Genomic DNA, 19,123 nt, shown 5'->3' with positions numbered 1-19,123 from the left:
AGCTCCCTGAGTTATTTGTGGCCGGCTTTACCCAGCGCCTTGGCGACCAGTTGTTCGTAGAGTTCGGCGTAGGGTTCGACCGCTTTGCACCAGTTGAACGGCGCGGCCATCGCTCGGCAACGCATGGCATTGAGCAGTTCGGGAAAGGCAAAGACCTTGAACGCGCGGCTCAGGGCTTCGCGGTAGCTCTCGACAGTGGATTCGTCGAAGAGGAAACCGGTGACACCGTTTTCGATGGTGTCGGCCAGGCCGCCGGTATTGCGCGCCACGGGCAAAGAGCCGAAGCGCTGGGCGTACATCTGGCTCAGGCCGCAGGGTTCATAACGCGACGGCATCAGCAGGAAATCGCTGCCGGCGAACATGCGCCGGGCGTCGGTTTCATTGAAGCCGATGCGTACGCCGATCTGCCCGGGGAAGCGCAGCGCCAGTTCACGCATGGCCTGTTCTTCTTCCGGCTCGCCACGGCCGATGATTGCGATCTGGCCGCCGTTCTGCACGATGTATTCGGACACTGCTTCAGTCAGGTCCAGGCCTTTCTGATAAACCAGACGCGAAACCACGGCGAACAGCGGGCCGCTGGAATCGTTCAAGCCAAACAGTTCACGCACATGGGCGGCATTGATCGCTTTGCCTTCCCAGTCGCCGATGGCGAACGGCGCGAACAGGTGCGGATCAGTGGCCGCGTCCCAGCTCTCGTCGATGCCGTTGGGGATGCCGCTGAGCAAGCCTTGCTGGGTCTTGGCGGCGAGAAAACCGTCGAGACCGCAGCCGAAATCCGGGGTGGTGATTTCCTGCGCGTAGGTGGCGCTGACGGTGGTGATGTGGCTCGAATAGGCCATGCCGGCCTTGAGGAACGACATCTTGCCGTAGAACTCCATGCCTTCCTGTTGCAGGGCGTGGGTCGGAATACCCAGCTCCGGGCACGAGCCGAGACTGGTCACGCCTTGATAGGCGAGGTTGTGAATGGTGAACAGAGTGGGCGTGCGCTGCCCGCGCCAGTGCATATAGGCAGGGGCCAGGCCAGCGGGCCAGTCATGGGCGTGCACCAGATCCGGGCACCAGTGAATTTGTGCGAGGTTGGCGGCGATGTCGGCAGCGGCCAGGCCCAGGCGGGCGAAACGAATATGGTTGTCCGGCCAGTCGCGGCCGTTGTTGGCACCGTACGGCGAGCCTTCACGCTCATACAACTCGGGGCAGATCAGCACGTAGATCACCAGCCCGTCCGGCATGTCCATACGCCCGATCTTGCACGGAGGCAATGCGGCATGCCCGCCGAGCTCACCGATGATGTGGATCGGGTTCTCGCTGTGCATCACCTGCGGGTAACCGGGGATCAACACGCGCACATCGTGCAGGTGCGCCATGGCGCGGGGCAGGGCGGCGGAGACGTCCCCCAGACCACCGGTCTTCACCAGGTCGGCGATTTCCGAGGTCACGAACAACACTTTCTTCTTGTTGGGATTCTGGCTGGCGACCGGCGTCAGCGTTTTGGTGCCCGGGACGTTGATCGACCGGCTGCCGGGAAGACTCACCGTGCTCGATTCACCAACCGCCTGCTGAGCACGCTCTCCCTGAATATCCAATGCCGCACTGATCATATGAATCTCCCGTGTCGTTGATCTGATTCTTGTATCGAACAAGCTATGGCCAAATCCTGTGGCCGGGCGCAAACGCGCCACGCATCGGTGAGCAAACGCTACCCAACACGTGCAAGCAGAATGGGTGAAGGGGCCGTTGCAAGGATTGCACCAGTCGCGTTGACCCTGCCTTTCAGATGACCCGCCGCCATCTGCAAAAGTTTCGACAATTTTTCGGGTTTGTGACTGGCCGGTTTTAATCCGCGAAAGTCAGTCTAGGCCAGATCCTAGAGCGGGCGAGAGCAAACGGATAAATTGTTCGACAATCGGTTGGCAGGCAGCGAAATCCGTGGTGTGCAGGCAGGAACGCACCGACGAAGGGCAGGTTTTTTTGAGGGAGAGGGCTAAAACGGTGACTGGTTGGTCACGATTTTGTGCTGGTGGAATGGCAGGGTGCACTGTTGTGGTGCGGTCAATTTGTTGATGTGTTGTCTATTAAGGCCCCTTCGCGAGCAAGCCCGCTCCCACAGTTGATTTGTGTACGACGCATTTCCAATGTGGGAGCGGGCTTGCTCGCGAAGGCGTCAGTCAATTCACCGCAATCGAAATGTTGCGATCAATTCAACAGGCGCAGCGGATGCCCGGCGGCCCACCCCTGAATATCCTCGATCATCTGCGCAAAGAACTGCGCATAGTTCTGCCGGCTGACATACCCCACATGTGGCGTGGCCAGCACATTGTCCAATGTGCGAAACGGGTGCAGTTCAGGCAGCGGCTCCTGATCGAATACATCCAGCGCCGCGCCGGCGATCTTCTGTTTCTGCAACGCCTTGATCAGCGCCGCTTCATCGACGATCGGCCCACGGGCGGTGTTGACCAGCAGCGCGGTGGGTTTCATCCAGTCCAGCGCCTGTGCGTCGACCAGCCCGCGGCTGCGCTCGCTGAGCACCAGATGCACCGACAGCACGTCAGCCTGTTCGAACAATTGCTGCTTGCTGACCCAGGTCACGCCGGCTGCTTCAGCGCGTTCAGCGGTGAGATTCTCGCTCCAGGCAATCACGCGCATGCCGAACACCTGGCCGAATTGCGCGACCTTCTGGCCGATGCTGCCCAGACCGAGAATGCCCAGGGTCTTGCCATGCAAGTCGCCGCCCAGCCCTTGCTGCCAGCCACCGGCGCGCAGGGAGTTGGCTTCATTCAGCAGATTGCGCGTAGCGGCCATGATCAGCGCCCAGGTCAGTTCCGGCGCCGCGTGTTTGTAGCTGTCGGTGCCGCAGACCTTGATCCCGAGCCCGGCGGCCGCCGGCATGTCCAGCGCCGCGTTACGCATGCCACCGGTGACCAGCAGCTTGAGATTGGGCAGGCGCTGCAGCAGGTCCTGATCGAAACGCGTGCGCTCGCGCATCACGCAGATCACCTGGTACTGGCCCAGACGTGCGGCCAGTGTGGCGTTGTCCGCCGGGTAGTCATGCACAAACGTCACTTCGCCGATGCTGTCGAGCACCGACCAGTCAACCACGTCCCGCGCCACGTCCTGCCAGTCATCGATCACTGCAATCTGCACCGCCATCAGCCTTACCTCATCAACGAACGGGATTGGTGTTGTTCAGCCAGCCGAGCAGGGCCCGGTGAAATTTCGCCGGTTGTTCCATCTGCGGCGCGTGGCCGAGGCCGGGGAATTCCACCAGTGTCGATTGTGGAATCAGCTTGGCGACCTGCTTGCCGAGCACCTCATAATGGCCGATTTTCGCCTTGACCTCGGGGGACGCGAGGTCCTTGCCGATGGCCGTGGTGTCGGACGTGCCGATCAACAGCAGGGTCGGCATCTTCAGGTCCTTGAACTCGTAGTACACCGGCTGGGTGAAGATCATGTCGTAGATCAGTGCCGAGTTCCACGCCACCTGGGTTTTGCCCGGGCCGTTGCTCAGGCCGGCGAGCATGTCGACCCAGCGGTCGAATTCGGGTTTCCAACGGCCGTCGTAATAGGTGTTGCGCTCGTAGTCGCGAATGCCTAGGGCGGTGACTTTGAGTTCGCGTTGATACCACTGATCAACGGTGCGGTACGGCACGCCGAGGGCTTTCCAGTCTTCCAGGCCGATCGGGTTGACCAGCGCCAGTTGTTCGACCTGATCCGGGAACAGCAGCGCGTAGCGAGTGGCGAGCATGCCGCCGGTGGAATGGCCGAGCAGGGTGGCTTTCTGAATGCCGAGGGCCTTGAGCAGCTGTTGGGTGTTGGTCGCCAGTTGCTGGAAGCTGTACTGGTAGTGATCGGGTTTGCTGGAGGTGCAGAAGCCGATCTGATCCGGCGCGACGACCCGGTAACCGGCCTCGCTCAAGGCCTTGATCGAACTGTCCCAGGTGGCGGCGCAAAAATTCTTGCCGTGCATCAGCACCACGGTGCGCCCGTTGGCCTTGCCGTGGGCGGCGACGTCCATGTAGCCCATTTGCAGGGATTTACCCTGGGACTGAAAGGCAAAGTGCTTGAGGGTGTAGGGGTATTGGAAACCTTGCAGCTCCGGGCCATAGGTCTGGCCATCGGCGGGTGCAGTTTCAGTGGGCGCTGCAGCGTGGGCGAACAGCGGCAGCGCAGCAGTCAGGACCAGGCCAGGCAGCCAGCGGGATAGCGTGACGGACATAAGGGCAAACTCCATGGAAATCGGCCGATGCTGGAACGCCCGGATTAGGGCGACGTTAACCACAGGCAACGCCATGGCCGGAATGTTCAACCGAGCCAGCCCAGGGTCAGCATCGCCACCACGGCGTAACGCGCCGCTTTGGCCAGCGTGACGATCAGCAGAAAGCGCCCGAGCGGCTCGCGCATGACGCCGGCGATCAGGGTCAGCGGATCACCGATCACCGGCAGCCAACTCAGTAGCAGCGACCAGTGACCATAGCGCTCGTAGTGTTTGCGCGCGGTGGCCATGTGGTTCGGGCTGACGGGGAACCAGCGTCGATCCTGAAAGCGTTCGAGGCCGCGCCCCAGCCACCAGTTGACCAGCGAACCGAGGACATTGCCCAGCGTCGCCACGCCCAGCAGGCCCCAGAGCCAGTAACGGTCGCTGGCAATCAGCCCGACCAGCAGCGCTTCGGATTGCAGCGGCAACAGCGTCGCAGCGCCGAACGCCGCCGCGAACAGCCCGACGTAACCGGCAGCCATCAATGCGCCGGGTAGTCCGCCACCACCACATCCGTGCCGTCCTTTTTCAGGCCGATCACTTGATAGGCATCGCTCATGCCGTCCATTTCCATGCCCGGTGACCCCATGGGCATGCCCGGTGCGGCGATACCCAGCAGATCGTCGCGCTTGCTCAGGGCCAGCACTTGTTCCGCCGGCACGTGGCCTTCGACGAACTTGCCGTTGATCAGCGCGGTATGGCACGAGCCCAGGCGCGGTGGCACGCCGTGTTGCTGCTTGAAGCTGCTCATGTCGCTTTCGACATGGTCTTCGACTTTGAAGCCATTGGCTTCGAGGTGTCTGATCCATTTCTTGCAGCAGCCGCAATTGGCGTCGCGGTGCACTTCGATCGGGATCAGCTCGGCGGCCTGGGCCAGGGAGGACAGGAGCAGGGCGCTGAGGGCGGCCAGTCGCAGGGAGGTTCGCATGGTGGGCTCTCGACAAGGATGACGGTCAAAAAGGAAAGTATTTTGACCGGATTATCCTGCCGGGCATCAACGGAGTGTTTCAAGTTGATACAAGGCAGGCTGGCAGGATGATCCTGGATCAAGCCTGACAGCCTGCTGAGCGGGAGATTACAAATCTGTCAGGCTCAACGAACCTTGAACCGCCCCATGATCGCGCTCACCCGGTTGTTGGCTTCCAGCAACTGGCGGGTGTTGAGTTCGCTGGCCTGGCCGCTGTGCACCAGTTCTTCGACCATGTGCCGGATCTGCACCATGCTGCGGTTGATCTCTTCGGTGACCGCACTCTGCTGTTCGGCAGCGGTAGCGATCTGGGTGCTGAGGCTGTTGATGTGGCTGACCGAGCCGGCCATTTCATCCAGACCGGAGTTGACCCGCGCCGTGGCGTCGGCGGCGGACTGGCAGCTGGCCTGAGTGTTTTCCATGGCGCTGACCGACGAGCTCACGCCTTGGGTCAGGCGGGTCAACATCTCGTTGATTTCCGAGGTGCTGGCCTGGGTGCGAGCGGCGAGGGCGCGGACTTCGTCGGCGACCACGGCAAAGCCGCGACCCTGTTCACCGGCCCGGGCGGCTTCGATGGCGGCGTTGAGCGCCAGCAGGTTGGTCTGTCCGGCGATTGCGCCGATCACTCCGAGAATCTCGGTGATGCGCTGCGCGTCCTGCTGCATGCTCTCGACTTTCTGGGTGGCGCTGGCCACTTCGTCGATCAAGGCCACCACGCTGTTGGTCGCTTCACCGACCACCACCCGTGAGCGATCGGCGTTTTCGTTGGCGCGCTGGGTGAACGCAGCGGTTTCAGCGGCATTCTGCGCGACGCTTTCGGCCGTCGAGCTCATTTCGGTGATGGCGGTAACGGTCTGATCGGTTTCCGATGCATGGCGCAGCAGAATCTGGCTGGTGTTGGCCGACGTACGCTGCAGGTCGTCCAGGCTCGAAGCCATGGCGCCGGTGGCCTGGGTGACTTCACCGATCATGTTCTGCAGGTAGGCAATAAAGGTGTTGACCGAGTGGCCGATGGCGCCCAGTTCGTCTTCGGCACGGATGGTGATGCGCCGGGTCAGGTCGGCATCGCCGCTGGACAGCAAGTCGATGTTGGCCTTCAGCGCTTTCATCCGCGATACCAGTTGGCGGATCGCATACACCTGCAACAACACCAGCAGGATCACCAGCGGAATCTGCAACAGGCTTAGGCTGCTGAGCACGTCGTCACGCTGGGCGGTGAGCATTTTCGTTGGCAGGGCGGTGGCGAGGAACCACGGCGTGCCTTCGATCGGGCGCATGAAGAAGGTGCTGGCTTCGCCGTTGTTGTCGAACTCGACGCGTTGCGCCTGATCGCGGTTTTGCAGGCCGGCCTTGACCTGACTGGCGAAGGTCGAACCGGCGGCCAGTTCGCTGATGTTCTTCAGCACGATCGGGCCGCTGATGCGCGAGCTGTTGCTGATGATCTTGCCGTCGGCCTCGACGATCAGCATTTCGGCGTTGAGGTCTTTTTCCTTGCGCGCCACCAGATCGTTGAAGAAGCCCAGCGTCACGTCGATGGTCGACACGCCCCACGCCGCACCGTTTTTCTGGATCGCCATGGCGCAGTTGGTGCGCGGCTCGGCACTCGCGTCATCTTTATAGGCCGCAGCCCAGGCACATTGGCCGCGCGGAGTCTGCATGCCGCCCTTGTACCAGCTCTGGTCGTAGTAGTTGGGCGCCGCGTCGCTGTTCCAGAAGGTATTCACCGCCAGTTTGCCCGAGGCGTCGCGGTGCCAGAACGTGCTGAACTTGTTGCGCCCGGCCTCACGCTGACCCGGCAGTGGCCAGATCCCGCCACCGAAGACTTTCAGTTCGCCGTACTGATCCACCAGGCCCGGCAACACTGTGTCGATGGCCGCGCTGTCGAGCAGGGGAATGGTCTGGGTGATGCTGCGCTGCTGCGCCTGGACTTTGTTCAGTTCGCCCTGAATCTGTTCGGCGACTTCGGCAATCCGGTTGAGCACCACCTGTTCTTCGGTATGCCGCAGCTTGGGGGCAACCAATTGGCTGATACCGACCACGGTCAGCACCGACAGCAGCAGGATGAACAGAACCAGAAATAACGTGTAGCGAGCCTGAATGGTGCGGAATGCGGGCATGGATACCGGTCCTTGAGCTGCGATTCTTATTGTGGGGTCGAGGGAAAAATGGCGGGGTCACACCAGCGTATCGTCGGCGAACGGGGAAGCTTTAAGTACTTTGGTGCAAGAAAGTGTCGGGCTGACGGAAGGGGCGTGTCGACTCCGATACAAATGGATCGACCCTCTTGTCAGCCAGCGCAAAAAAAGCTTCGCGAGCAATCATCAAACTGCCATGAAACCGCGACACCGTGAGCTTCTGGCAATTTGTATCGAGAATGTACAAAAATTGTAAGCGGCTGCACTAAAAGGGTTGGTGCCACCAGTTCGCCGGTAGATACTCCCCGGCATTCAAGTAGTCCAGCAAGGACATTTCATGGTTATTTCACAGGGAGTCTTCTCATGACGATCGGCATTGTCGGCGGCTGGGAGAGCAAGGCAGGGGTGCTGGTTCGCAATACAGGCGCAAAGAAAGAGGTCAAGCAGAGCCTCAAGGTGCAGCAGATGCTCGCCAAGGTCGGCACCAATCCGACCGCGCTGAACACTGCCGAAATGGACAAGCAGGGCCTGCGCAAAAATATCAAGGGGTTCGATCCGGCGAATGTCTCGGTCAAGCAACTGAGCAATCTGAGTGTTTTCCTGCGTGAGCGCGGGCTGATTTCCGACATCACCTCCTTTACATTGCTCAATGCTGGCGACAAGTTCGACCGTTTCGGCGTGACCAAAGACCCTGATGCAAAATTCAATGCGCTGGAGTATTTCGCCACCCAGCTCGACGCCATTCAGAACAATGGCCTCAATGGCAATGCCTACGGCAAGAACCTGATCCCTGAATACAAAAAGGCGATCTATGTGCTGCAGAACCTGAAAACCTACGGTGAAGGCAACGCGGCGAAACCGGTGGATCAAGGCGTCAAGTCCAAGGCCTGAGCCGGTCACCCACGGCCCACCCATTGATTGGGTGGGCCGTTTTCGTTTTTAGTCCTGATACCTTTCGCCGGCCTGCTGCGCCTGATCCTGCAGATTCTGCATATGTGGACAGTGCAGGCTCAGCGTGGAGGCCTGGTAGCCACGATGAAACAGGGCGAGCCAGCCGTCGCTGTGGTCATCGGGGACAATCCCGGTGAAAGCGAAACCGGCATCGGCCAGTTTGCGCAGCGCGCTGGAAAACCCTTGGGCGAGTCTGAGTCTGATCGAAATCAGCCAGTGCGCCGGCAGTTGTCCCAATTGCTCGAGCAGGTTGTCATCGAGGGCCTTGAGCAGCAGGTCGTAGCGCCCGGATACGTGATCGAAGCGGATCTTCGGGCCTTTCCATGGCACGGTATGGTCGGTGGTACCAAACACCGCCTCCAGACGCGACATCAGCTCGCGGCAATCCTGCGGCCAGGCCAGCGCCGGCAGTGGGCGCCGATAACCGTCGATGCTGCAGTGACCCACCACAATCGTCTCCCGCCCGGTTCCACCGAACGGCGAAGGCGCGTAATCGGGCAACAGACCACAGCTGTGAAACCCCAGGCCGGCGGCCATGCGCTGCGTATACGGGTGATGCGTGACCTGTTTGATCGTCACGCCTCGGCAATCCAGCGCCTGGGCATGAATCAGCAGTTGCTGACCCAACTGGGTGGCGATGTTTTGCCCGCGAGTGTCCGGGTGCACCACGGTCAGTGCCAGCTCCGCCAGTGCGGTTCGGCCAGATTGGCGAAACAAAGTGGCGTGCCCGCAGATATGCTCGTTTACCACCGCCACCAGCGAGTGCCAGCGACCGACGCTGTGGTTCTGGCTGATCATCCAGGGCAGATACACGTGGGGTTGAGGATAATGAACGCCGTAGATTTCTTCGAACAGGCGGCTGACTGCCGGCGCATCGGCGACGCGATAGCGGCGGATGATTGTCGTGTCCATCACGCTTGCCCCTGCTGCGGATGGTCATAAACCCGTCGATCCACGACCCGCTGATGTTTGCCGGAGCGTGGATGACAGGTCAGTTCATCGTTCGCACAGGCGGTCACGTTCAGCTCCAGCAATTGATCGGACTGCAGTTTCTCGATCAGCGGGTATTGGTCGATCAGCGCACTGCGCAGGGTTGAGCTTGCCTGGCTGATGCCAGCCGTTTGCGTGCAGGGTACCCACTTGAGGCTCAGCAGATCTTTGCTTGCTCGCTGTTCGATGAGCAGTTGCCAGTCATCGCTGGCGGCGATCTTGCGCACCAGCTCGCCGATGTCACCGGTATCCAGACTCAACACGCTCACCCGCACGCGCTGGCTGTTCATGCTGCGGCCCATCAGGGCGAACTTGCGCATCGGCGTCCCCGCCGGTTCACGCCAGCAGGCGAGGTCGCCGACCGGATAGCGGATCACCGGCATCAGGCGCCGGGTGAGATTGGTCAGGACCAGCCTGCCGTTACGGTTGCACTCTTCGATGACGGCACCGCTCACCTCATTGATGATCTCCAGCACGCTGTGCCGCTCCAGCATCCGGTGTTCGCCCAGGGCGCAATCGCGGGTGCTGACGCCGATCAGTCCGGCATCGACACTGGCGTAGCCGATGGAGGCAATGCGTGCGTTCGGGAACACCCGCTGGAGCGTTTGCAGCTGGGCGGCGAACAGGCTCTCGCCGCCGTAGAGCAGGGTTTCGACGCCCTCCAGGATCCGTGACTGGCGCTCCAGCCAGGCGGCGAATTTGAGCATTTGCGCCGGCAGACCGGCCAACACATTGATCCGGTACGCAACGATCGACTCGGCCAGTACGGCGCTGTCGACGGCCCCGGTGAAGGGAAATTCGCTGACGGGAGTCTGGACATGGGCCAGCGCGTCGTGAAGAAAAATGAAGCTGGCATACAGGTCGCCGACGAAGAACAGATTGGCGACCCGGTCGCCGGGGTTCAGTTGCGCCGTGAGGTGGCTGCCGAAATCGCGCACCAGGGTTTGCCATTCTGCGCGGGTGAACAGCGAGAGTTTTCCTGAGCCGGTGGTGCCCCCGGTCTTGAAGACCATCGCGTCTTCCAGCGGGCCTGACAACACTGGCCAATGGTGCGGATGCTGACTGTCACGCCAGTATTGTTCCGGGTCGATCAGGGGCAGTTCGGTCAAGGCGCTGATGGGGGCCGCGACATCTCTGAAGTGTTCGCGGCAATAGGCCGAATGTTGGCGGGTAAAACCGAGCAAGTTGTTCAATTCAATGAGCGTGTTCATGATTTCTTCTTGTATGAAGTGGCGATGGGCCGCGTGCAGGTTTCTGCTGTCAGCGGCGCGTATCAATCAGTAGGGGCGTCTTGCCGCTGTGCCGGTTTCGGGCGAACTGCTCGACGGCACATTGCTCGACGTCCAGCGTGAGCAAACCGGTCTGCACCAGCGTGATCAGCGTCGAATAATTCTGCAGTCGGCGGTGGGCCTCGGCCGGCTCCAGAGGGCAGTGCAGGCGCATGCGTTCCAGGCCGTCAGGGCCGTGGTCGAGGACCAGTTGAAACGGCACCTGAAGGTGCTGCTCCAGGATCGCCAGCGAAATAAAATCGGTGCCGATGCGCAGCAGGTTGCCGTGGCGTTGCAGCAGTTCGAAGCGCGGCGAAGTCAGACCGCAGGCACACAGGCCGGGTAACCAGCGTCCGCTGTCGCCAATGTCATAGCGCTGCACGGACTGACCCTGACGCTCGCGGGAGGTCACCAGCAGACGACCGGATTCGCCGTCACCGACCGGCACGTCATGCTCGAAATCGACAATTTCCAGGTGCTGGATGTCGCTCATCAGATGGAAAACGCCATCTGCCGTGGCCCGGCAGGCATGGCCCAGGGGACCGGCATCAACGCTGCCGTAAATCGCCGAGCGGATCAGGCTGACGCCGCAACTTTGCAAGAGCTCGCGGGTTTGCTCACTCAGGTGTTCGCCACCGAGAAAGACCTTGGCGACGCCACCGTAGCGCCGGAGTATTTGTTGTTCGTTGATAAACAACCGGTGCAGGGTGCCGGGCATGCCGATCAGCACGGTGATCCGTTGAGCCTCGATCATCTGCGCGATCTCACGGTAATCGTCGTCCGCAGGGGCGCCCATCGGCCAGTGTCGGGCCTGCAGTTGTTCCAGCACTTTGGCAAAACTGGAAAAGCCGCCGTACAGTCCGCCGCTGAAAAACAGGTTCATGACCCTGTCCTGGGCCGGGTCCAGACCGGCCGCCAGCAAACCATCGGCGGCCGCCTGCATCTGGCGCTGGAAGTCGTGGTAACTGAAGCCGGAAAGCACGGGTGCGCCACTGCTGCCGCCGGAGCGAAAGAACAGCTGCGCCGCTGAATCCGGCGGCTGGCGGACGAATTGTCCCTTGTCCATGATCGCCAGTCCGGTCAGTAGTGGTGGGGCAGGCAGCTGATCAAGCGTGGAGTGGCTGGTCAGTATGTTCGCCGGCAGACTGACCGATACGCGTCGACTCAGGCGCTGCAGCGCATAAACACCGTCGTGGGGTTCGCCGGCGTAGCCATCGTGAATAGTCTCGATCGGGGTAATGCGCGTCACACCGGCGGCAATCAGCGTTTGCGCCAGTTCGGCGATCTGCGCCTCGGGGCACAGCAAGGCGCAGCTCTGCAGCACGTTGCGCCAGGGCAGCAACGTGGCGCTGAGCCGCTCGCGGGGCAGGGGTTTGAGCAACAGGCTGCGAAACAGCGCAGAAGGTTCGAGCTGGCGATCATGGCTCCAGATCACCCGCCAGCCCGACGCACTCCAGACCCGGCCGGTCTGCCCGGCAAAACTCTGGGCCAGCCGGGCCATTGCCGTGCAGGTGGTGATTTGCGAAGCCTCTTCAAGCGTCGGTGCAAGGGCCGGCCATTGTCCGGCACGGCGTTCGAACGCGGCGGCCAGTTGCTCCCCGATATCGTTCAGTACGCTCGCGTCGTCGCTGTCCACCAGCAACCACTGCGGGCTGGAGCAGGCTTGCTGATCGAGGCGGCAGACTTCATCGACAATCGCATCGAGGACGGCGAGCGATGCGGCGTCCGGGGTCAGGTAGGCGAAGCTGATGCGGTGCCCCCAGTCGATCCAGCGACAGCCTGGCGGGATCTGCTGGCGGATGGCTTGCAGCGCGGTTTCGCCCCCCCACGCCGCGACACCGTTGGCGTGCCTGCACAACTGGCCGATTTGTTCGGTGCGGGTCGGCAGCACCGCCACGTAACCATTGAGTTGTCCGCTTGTATCACATGCAACCAACGCCTGAAGCAGGCGCGCGGTGAAGCCAGCGTCACTGCTGCTGGGACGCAGCCAGTTGACGTTGCCGCTCAGCAGACTCTCGATCACCGCACAGAACGCCAGCAGCGGCGCATTAGCCGGAGTGATATGCACCACCAGGCCCAGCGGACTCCAGCGCTCGAAGCGTGACTGTCGATAGTCGATACGGCGCAGCGATTCCGGGCGCAAGCCCAGTTCACGATCCAGCTTGGCTTGCAGGGCGGCAGGCTGGCAGAAATCGATCAGTGCCTCACGCTGCCCGGGAGCCAGTGGCAGTTCCGTTTCTTCTTGTTGCAGACGTTCGGCGAAGGCCTTGGCAGTGGCAAGCAGTGTGCTGGTTTGCAGTGGAATCTGCAGCCTTCGTGGCAACTCCCGCTGAAGTTGGTGCAAGGCGCTGTCGAGGCTGCACTCGGTGTGCAACTGACCGTTGATCAAGTACATATCAGTGCCTCCCCAGCAGTTCGGACGCGGCCATGGCACAGCTCCTCGCGGCCGTGGTGCCGGCGCGGCCGTGCAACTGGAACCAGTCGCTGGCCAGACCGCAGGCACAACGGGTGCCGGGATGCAGCGTGGCCAGATCGCTCATGACCACGGCATGGGCCGGGCTTGAGGAAATGTAGGGCGAGACCAGATTCAGCAGGCCGCGCTGGCCATAGGGCAAGACCGAAAAATCCACCGGGCAGCGTACGTACACTTTCGCGTAGACCGGTACGTGAAAGTGATGGTGGGCGCATTCGACGTAAGGCACCGCGTGTTCGACGGCGCCGTAACCGTCGCGACAGTCTTGGGTAGCGATGCCCAGTTGTTGCTGGATCCGTGCATATAAAGCTTGTCTGGGGACTTCTTCGGCGGCGCGGGTTTTCCAGCCGCCGCCGAAAAATGCCAGCGATCCAGCCGGCAGTTGCAGGTCTGCCACGCCGGTGGCGCGCATGCGTTGCAGGGTTTCCCAGAGAAAGGCGGGAAAGCCGAAGATGCGCACCGGCAGACCTTCTTCGGCAAAGGCCTGCAAGGCGCTGATCACGCCGAACAGATCAAATTGGTGGCCGTCACCATTGCGACGCAGGGCGTAAACCACCCGATTGGCGGGAGCAAAACCGCACAGGAATTGATCGGTGAAGGATGTGCCCAAGGTGTTTTTCTGCTCCGGCTCATAGCCGAGCAACAGGTAGTTGCACGGGACATGCGGGGCAATCCAGCCATATTGGGCGAAAATCCGTTCGACCATGTACTGCGCGGCGCCGAGGCTGCGCGCGTCATAGCGCATGCGGCTCTTCTGCCCGCTGGTGCCGGAGGAAGTCAGTTCCAGGGCGTCTTCGCCCGTCGGACTGAGCAGCATCTGTTGCTTGAAGAAACTGGCGAAAATCGGTGGCAATTGCGACCAGTCGTCGAGCTCGTCCAGGTCATCGACAGCGATTGCATGGGCGTTCAACCAGTGGCCATAACCGGGCGTATGGTGAGCGTGAAACCGGGTGATTTCGCTCATGGCCAGATTGAACAGCCCTTTGGGGACGGCCTCCTGGCAATAGGGCTGCGGCAATGCGCAAAGCGCATCGCTGTGGGGGAACAGAGTCATCGAATATCCTTATTGATGTGTGGTGGACGCGGCGGGTGCCGCAGAAGGCGGTAGAGCAGGGGCAGGCACAGCAGGCCGCCGAGGCCGGCGAGCAGGGAAAAGGATTGCAGGTTCGAGCCACCGCCGATGATGGCGATGAGCGAGCCGCCGCTGCCCATCACGGCAATCGACAGCATGCCGATCATGGCCGAGACCAGCCCCTTGCCCGCATCGCTGGAGAACAGCGCGAGGCGGTACAGCGCGGCGTTGCTCATACCAAGCCCCAGTGCATACACGGCCAGTGCGCAAACGGCCAATGGCAGCGCAGCCGAACTCAGGGCAGCAGCGATCAGCCCTAGCAGTCCGAGGCAAAACGGCCACAGGGCCAGACCGATCACCTGGGCGAGCGTGTGCCCGACGAGCAATCGATCCAGTAGTAAATTACCGAGGATCACCGCCGCAAACACCGGGATTTGCCACAGGCCATATTCCAGCGCAGACAGCTCAAGGCGTTGCATGAGCAGCACCGGCGCCAGTCCGATCCAGGCAATCAGCGGCAGGCTCATCAGGCCCAGTGTCAGACTGGCGCCGATGAATCGTCGGTTGCGCAGCAGCGCGAGGTAACCCAGGCCGATCTGCCTGAGCGAAAACGCCGCTGGAGCCTGTCGCTGGCCGTCACGGCGCACGACGTCGATCGTTTCCGGCATCCAGGCAAACAGAGCGAGCCAGACAACCACACTCGTTGCCGCCAGCCCCAGAAACATCTGTCGCCAGCTCAGCCATTCCAGCAGCAGGCTGCCGAGTAAAGGGCCGAGCAGCGGCGACAGCAGCGCCACGTTGCCCAGTAATGCCATGAGGCGCACGGCATCGGCCTCGCAGAACACTTCCTGCAGGGTCGGGTAGCTGACGGCGACCACAAAGCCCAGGCCCATGCCCTGGATCAGGCGCAACGCATTAAAGGCTTCAATGCGCTGCGTTATGACTGCGGCGCTGCACGCCAGGCCGAACAGCGCACAACCGAGCAACAGCAAGCGACGCCGGCCGTAACGGTCGGAAAGGGGGCCGATCAGCCATTGCAGGCATACGCCGCCAATCAGATACAGGTTGAAGGCGTTGGCTACATGCCGGGTATTGGCGTTGAACTCGCCGGTCACCGTCAACATGGCCGGCATGATCATGTCGCTGGCCATATAGGTGAGCAGTTCAAAAGCGGTAATGGCCAGGCAGAATCCGATAACCTGCACGGGCGCCATTACGATCAAGGTTCTCTGCATAAACATCCCTGTTTCAGTAAGCGAGAAAAGTTCGCAGAGACTAGAGGCAGAGTTGTCGCGGCAGCCAATCCTTTGCTGCGACATGAAATTTCAAATACTTACAGCGTATTTACTGACCCCCGCAGGCTGATCGAAAAGGCATTTGCGAGGCACAGGCGCGCCAACAAAAATGCCCGCTGGCGGGCGGGCATGGTTGGCATTGAAAAGGCTGGTGAGGTATCCCGACCGGTATTTCAGGCGCACCGGCGGGCGAACGATCCTGTTCTATCGATGGTAATAACCGGGGCCTTCCTGATAACGATGGTGGCCATCATGCCAACCGCCGTGGGGGAAAATGATGCAGCCGCTCAGGGTCAGTACGGCAAGGACAGGAATCAGCCAGGTGATTCGACGGAACATTTCGAAGATCCTCATGGTTACGCCGGCATGAAGCCAAAACTCTTCATCGGCTGTAACATGAGACCGCGTTCAGCCAGGCCCATCCCCGCAACATGGTATGTGCATGGCATGCAACCGGATACAAACCGGATACATTCGAAAGTTTCAGGAACCTGCAATGACCCAGAAGCAACGTTTGAAATACTCGATCCTGATCGCCCTGTCGGTGCTGGCGATCATGCTCGGCCTGTCCTGGCTGCAAAATGCCGGAATGATCAGTCAGAAGATGTTCCAGTACATCGCCATGGGTGTGGCGGTGGTCGTGGTGGTGATCAACGGGGTGATGCGCCGCAAGGTCAAGCCCTGACGGCGATCGCGGGACGCTTCAATCGTGATTGAGCACGGCAGCAGCCTGTGGATGCAGGCTGTAACTCTTGTCCGGGTTGAAAGTGACCACACCTTCGGCGCATAGACGCTTCAACACTTCGCGCACGCTGAGAAAGGACAACGGAATATCCAGGTCCAGCAGTTGACTGTGCACGCCGCGCACGCCCAGGCGTCGATCGCTTTGTGCGGCGACCAGCAGGGCGTCGATGACTTTCAGACGAATCAGACTGGTGCGCAGGCCGAAGCTTTTCAGCAACAGACGAATACGCTCATTGCCCTGACGCTCGGGGCTGGGGGCGAAGCTGCTCGCGCGGGAACTCATGGAAGCTCCTTGTGACGCCTGGCTACCGTCCATTGGTAGTTGCGAGTTGTACATGGGGTTACTCCTTTTCAGAGCCCGATCAGGAAACGTTTTGACTGCTCTCAGTAAACAAGACGTTTCAGCACGACAAATCATGAAAGGAAATATGTAGAAATTTTGTCGGTTATTCGTTGTTTTCCCGTAATCAGTGAATTTCACCTTCCTCAATCGGGCTAAATTTTTTTTCTCGCATTCGTTTCCTGAACAGCCGTCTTGCGCCCAGGCGCATGAATCAATTTCAGAGTGGATCCGGCGCAAGCGCCGATCCTTGTCTTGTCGTTCAGGAGCGAGTGTGATTATTTCCCGACAGTTAACCGGACTGGCCCTCGCCGGTGCGTTTCTCGGACTCAGTCTGTCCGCCCATGCGTTCAGTCCCGCTGCACAAGCCAGTGCCGATATCCGCCGCACCTCCTTTGGTGTGCCGCACATCCGCGCGGAAAATGAACGCGGACTGGGTTTCGGCATCGGTTACGCCTACGCGCAGGACAACCTGTGCCTGCTGGCCAACGAGATCGTCACGGTCAATGGCCAGCGCTCGCGTTATTTCGGGCCGGAGCAGTTCACCGTCGAACAACGCGAGAATCGCGTCAGCGACCTGTTCTTCACCTGGCTCAATACGCCTGCGACGGTAAAGGCGTTCTGGGACGCGCAACCGGCGCAGGTGCGCGACCTGGTGGAAGGTTATGCCGCGGGCTATAACCGTTATCTCGCCGAACGCCGCCAGCAGGGTCTGCCGCAACAGTGCCAGGGTGAGTGGGTGCGTGATATCAGCGCCGAAGATCTGGTGAAACTCACTCGGCGCCTGCTGGTCGAGGGCGGTGTCGGGCAGTTCGCCGAGGCGCTGGCTGGCGCGACACCGCCGCAGGCCACGGCCCAGCTCGGCAGCAATGCCCAGGCCTATCAATTGGCGGACGCGCGCCTGCAGCGCTTCGCTCTGGATCGCGGCAGCAACGCCGTGGCGGTCGGCAGCGAGCGCTCGTTCAACGGGCGCGGCATGCTGCTGGCCAACCCGCATTTTCCATGGGTTGGCGGCATGCGCTTTTACCAGATGCACCTGACCATTCCGGGCAAACTCGACGTCATGGGCGCAGCCTTGCCGGGGTTGCCGATGATCAACATCGGTTTCAATCAGCATCTGGCCTGGACCCACACCGTGGATTCATCCAAACATTTCACCCTGTATCGTCTGCAACTCGACCCGAAAGACCCGACCCGCTACCTGCTCGACGGCAAGTCGCTGCCGTTGAACAAGCAGACGGTCACTGTGCAGGTCAAACAGGCGGACGGTCAGGTGGTGCCGGTCTCGCGCGATGTCTACAGCTCGCAGTTCGGCCCGATCGTGCAATGGCCGGGCAAACTCGACTGGGATCATCAGTACGCCTACAGCCTGCGCGACGCCAACCTGGACAATGATCGCGTGCTGACGCAGTGGTACGCGATGAACCAGGCGTCGAGCCTCAAGGCTCTGCAGGATTCGGTGCACAAGATTCAGGGCATCCCCTGGGTCAACACCCTGGCCGTGGATGACAAGGGGCAGACGCTGTACATGAACCTGTCGGTGGTGCCGAACGTCAGCGCCGACAAACTGGCCAAGTGCAGCGACCCGCGCATCGGCTTGCAGATGATCGTGCTCGACGGTTCCAACAGCGCTTGCGCCTGGGATATCGATCCGCAAGCTGCGCAGAAGGGCATCTATGCCGCCAGCCAGCTGCCGCAACTGTTGCGCAAAGACTTCGTCCAGCATTCCAACGATTCCGCGTGGCTGGCGAACCCGGCACAACCGCTGACCGGGTTCTCGCCGCTGATCAGTCAGGACGGCCAGCCGCTGGGCCTGCGATCAAGATTTGCGCTAGAACGTCTGAACATACTCGGCAAAAAAGGGCCGCTGGCGGTGAAGGATCTGCAACAGATGGTGATGGACGACAACGTCTATCTGGCGACTCAGGTGCTGCCCGATCTGCTGAAGTTCTGCGCTGCGGATCTGGGTGCGGACGCGGCCGCGTTGAAGCTGGTTTGCGCCAGTCTCAAGGGTTGGGATGGCCGGGCGAATCTGGATTCGGGCATTGGTCTGGTGCACTTCCAGAACATCATGCAGGCGCTGCAAGCGTCGCCGGATGTCTGGCGTGTGCCGTTCGATCCAAAAGACCCGCAGCACACGCCACGCGGTCTGGCGATCGAGCAACCGGCGGTGAGCAAGGCACTGCGTGAAGCGCTGCTGGCGTCGGCTGCCACTGCGCAGAAAATGGGTCTCAAACCTGAAACCCGCTGGGGCGATATTCAGGTGGCGAGCAGCGGCGCTCAACAAACCGCAATTCACGGCGGGCCGGGAACGCTGGGGATCTACAACGCGATCCAGAGCGTGCCGCGTGAAGACGGCAAACTCGAAGTGGTCAGCGGCACCAGCTACCTGCAAGTGGTGACCTTCGACGACAAAGGCCCGCACGCTCAAGGGTTGCTGGCGTTCTCGCTGTCCAGTGACCCTGAGTCGAAATACTCCCGGGATCAGACCGAGGCGTTTTCGAAAAAACAGTGGAGTGTGTTGCCGTTCACTGAGCAGCAGATCGCTGCCGATCCGCAGTATCAGGTGCAGACGGTTCGCGAGGTGACGGACAAGACTGCCGGAGTAGCTGCGCAGTAAGGTGTCCTGAACGAAA

At 61.1% G+C, this 19,123-nt stretch carries 15 protein-coding genes and 2 pseudogenes; 3 read left to right on the top strand and 14 right to left on the bottom strand.

The window, feature by feature from the left end:
* Positions 1 to 11: 11 nt before the first annotated feature.
* The 7 genes and pseudogenes from glgA to CRO59_RS29315 form a co-directional block, all read right to left on the bottom strand.
* Positions 12 to 1,598 (bottom strand): glycogen synthase GlgA, encoded by a 1,587-nt coding sequence (glgA, locus tag CRO59_RS22190; protein ID WP_096797490.1) that lies wholly within the window; start codon positions 1,596 to 1,598, stop codon positions 12 to 14.
* A gap of 595 nt (positions 1,599 to 2,193) precedes the next feature.
* Positions 2,194 to 3,147, bottom strand: coding sequence for a D-2-hydroxyacid dehydrogenase family protein (locus CRO59_RS22185; protein WP_097089618.1), 954 nt, complete (start codon positions 3,145 to 3,147; stop codon positions 2,194 to 2,196).
* Between the two features lie 13 nt (positions 3,148 to 3,160).
* Positions 3,161 to 4,213: an alpha/beta fold hydrolase gene (locus CRO59_RS22180; RefSeq protein ID WP_097089620.1), complete on the bottom strand. Its 1,053-nt coding sequence runs from the start codon at positions 4,211 to 4,213 to the stop codon at positions 3,161 to 3,163.
* Between the two features lie 86 nt (positions 4,214 to 4,299).
* Positions 4,300 to 4,734: a YqaA family protein gene (locus CRO59_RS22175; RefSeq protein ID WP_097089622.1), complete on the bottom strand. Its 435-nt coding sequence runs from the start codon at positions 4,732 to 4,734 to the stop codon at positions 4,300 to 4,302.
* On the bottom strand, positions 4,734 to 5,180 hold the full coding sequence (locus CRO59_RS22170; protein ID WP_097089624.1) for a DUF411 domain-containing protein: 447 nt from the start codon (positions 5,178 to 5,180) through the stop codon (positions 4,734 to 4,736). The genes CRO59_RS22175 and CRO59_RS22170 overlap by 1 nt, the downstream gene beginning before the upstream one ends.
* A gap of 164 nt (positions 5,181 to 5,344) precedes the next feature.
* Positions 5,345 to 5,872, bottom strand: a pseudogene (locus CRO59_RS29320) (methyl-accepting chemotaxis protein); the annotation flags it as partial.
* A 333-nt stretch (positions 5,873 to 6,205) separates the two neighbouring features.
* Positions 6,206 to 7,336: pseudogene (locus tag CRO59_RS29315) on the bottom strand (cache domain-containing protein); the annotation flags it as partial.
* Positions 7,337 to 7,717: 381 nt separating this feature from the next.
* Between CRO59_RS29315 and CRO59_RS22160 the strand changes: the two are divergent.
* Positions 7,718 to 8,245, top strand: a complete 528-nt coding sequence (locus tag CRO59_RS22160) for a hypothetical protein (protein ID WP_027612032.1) — start codon at positions 7,718 to 7,720, stop codon at positions 8,243 to 8,245.
* Positions 8,246 to 8,293: 48 nt separating this feature from the next.
* Here CRO59_RS22160 and CRO59_RS22155 read toward each other — a convergent pair whose 3' ends face one another.
* From CRO59_RS22155 to CRO59_RS29025, 6 genes are all read right to left on the bottom strand, one after another.
* Positions 8,294 to 9,217: a GNAT family N-acetyltransferase gene (locus CRO59_RS22155; protein ID WP_097089625.1), complete on the bottom strand. Its 924-nt coding sequence runs from the start codon at positions 9,215 to 9,217 to the stop codon at positions 8,294 to 8,296.
* A complete protein-coding gene (locus CRO59_RS22150; RefSeq protein ID WP_097089627.1) occupies positions 9,217 to 10,506 on the bottom strand; it encodes a phenylacetate--CoA ligase family protein in 1,290 nt (429 codons plus the stop codon). The genes CRO59_RS22155 and CRO59_RS22150 overlap by 1 nt, the downstream gene beginning before the upstream one ends.
* A gap of 49 nt (positions 10,507 to 10,555) precedes the next feature.
* Complete coding sequence (locus tag CRO59_RS22145) at positions 10,556 to 12,958, bottom strand: aldehyde dehydrogenase family protein (protein ID WP_097089628.1); 2,403 nt, start codon at positions 12,956 to 12,958, stop codon at positions 10,556 to 10,558.
* A 1-nt stretch (position 12,959) separates the two neighbouring features.
* The gene (locus tag CRO59_RS22140; RefSeq protein WP_097089630.1) at positions 12,960 to 14,090 is read right to left on the bottom strand and encodes an acyl-protein synthase; all 1,131 of its coding nucleotides are present in this window, start codon (positions 14,088 to 14,090) and stop codon (positions 12,960 to 12,962) included.
* Positions 14,087 to 15,343: an MdfA family multidrug efflux MFS transporter gene (locus CRO59_RS22135; protein ID WP_097089851.1), complete on the bottom strand. Its 1,257-nt coding sequence runs from the start codon at positions 15,341 to 15,343 to the stop codon at positions 14,087 to 14,089. Before CRO59_RS22135 ends, CRO59_RS22140 begins: the two co-directional genes overlap by 4 nt.
* Before the next feature lie 264 nt (positions 15,344 to 15,607).
* Positions 15,608 to 15,742, bottom strand: a complete 135-nt coding sequence (locus CRO59_RS29025) for a hypothetical protein (RefSeq protein ID WP_256578470.1) — start codon at positions 15,740 to 15,742, stop codon at positions 15,608 to 15,610.
* Between the two features lie 157 nt (positions 15,743 to 15,899).
* Between CRO59_RS29025 and CRO59_RS22130 the strand changes: the two genes are divergently transcribed.
* Positions 15,900 to 16,088 carry a hypothetical protein gene (locus tag CRO59_RS22130; RefSeq protein WP_007961862.1) on the top strand — a complete coding sequence of 63 codons (189 nt, stop codon included), beginning with the start codon at positions 15,900 to 15,902 and terminating at the stop codon, positions 16,086 to 16,088.
* 18 nt (positions 16,089 to 16,106) lie between these two features.
* Here the strand turns inward: CRO59_RS22130 and CRO59_RS22125 are convergent, their stop codons facing one another.
* The gene (locus tag CRO59_RS22125) at positions 16,107 to 16,484 is read right to left on the bottom strand and encodes a fe2+ zn2+ uptake regulation protein (RefSeq protein ID WP_027612026.1); all 378 of its coding nucleotides are present in this window, start codon (positions 16,482 to 16,484) and stop codon (positions 16,107 to 16,109) included.
* A 277-nt stretch (positions 16,485 to 16,761) separates the two neighbouring features.
* Between CRO59_RS22125 and CRO59_RS22120 the strand changes: the two genes are divergently transcribed.
* A complete protein-coding gene (locus CRO59_RS22120; protein WP_097089631.1) occupies positions 16,762 to 19,107 on the top strand; it encodes an acylase in 2,346 nt (781 codons plus the stop codon).
* Positions 19,108 to 19,123 lie beyond the last annotated feature (16 nt).

The sequence above is a fragment of the Pseudomonas sp. LAMO17WK12:I5 genome, assembly GCF_900215165.1.
Taxonomy (GTDB): domain Bacteria; phylum Pseudomonadota; class Gammaproteobacteria; order Pseudomonadales; family Pseudomonadaceae; genus Aquipseudomonas; species Aquipseudomonas putida_A.
Note: the sequence above shows the minus strand (reverse complement) of the source record. Positions and strands in the feature narration are given on the sequence as shown.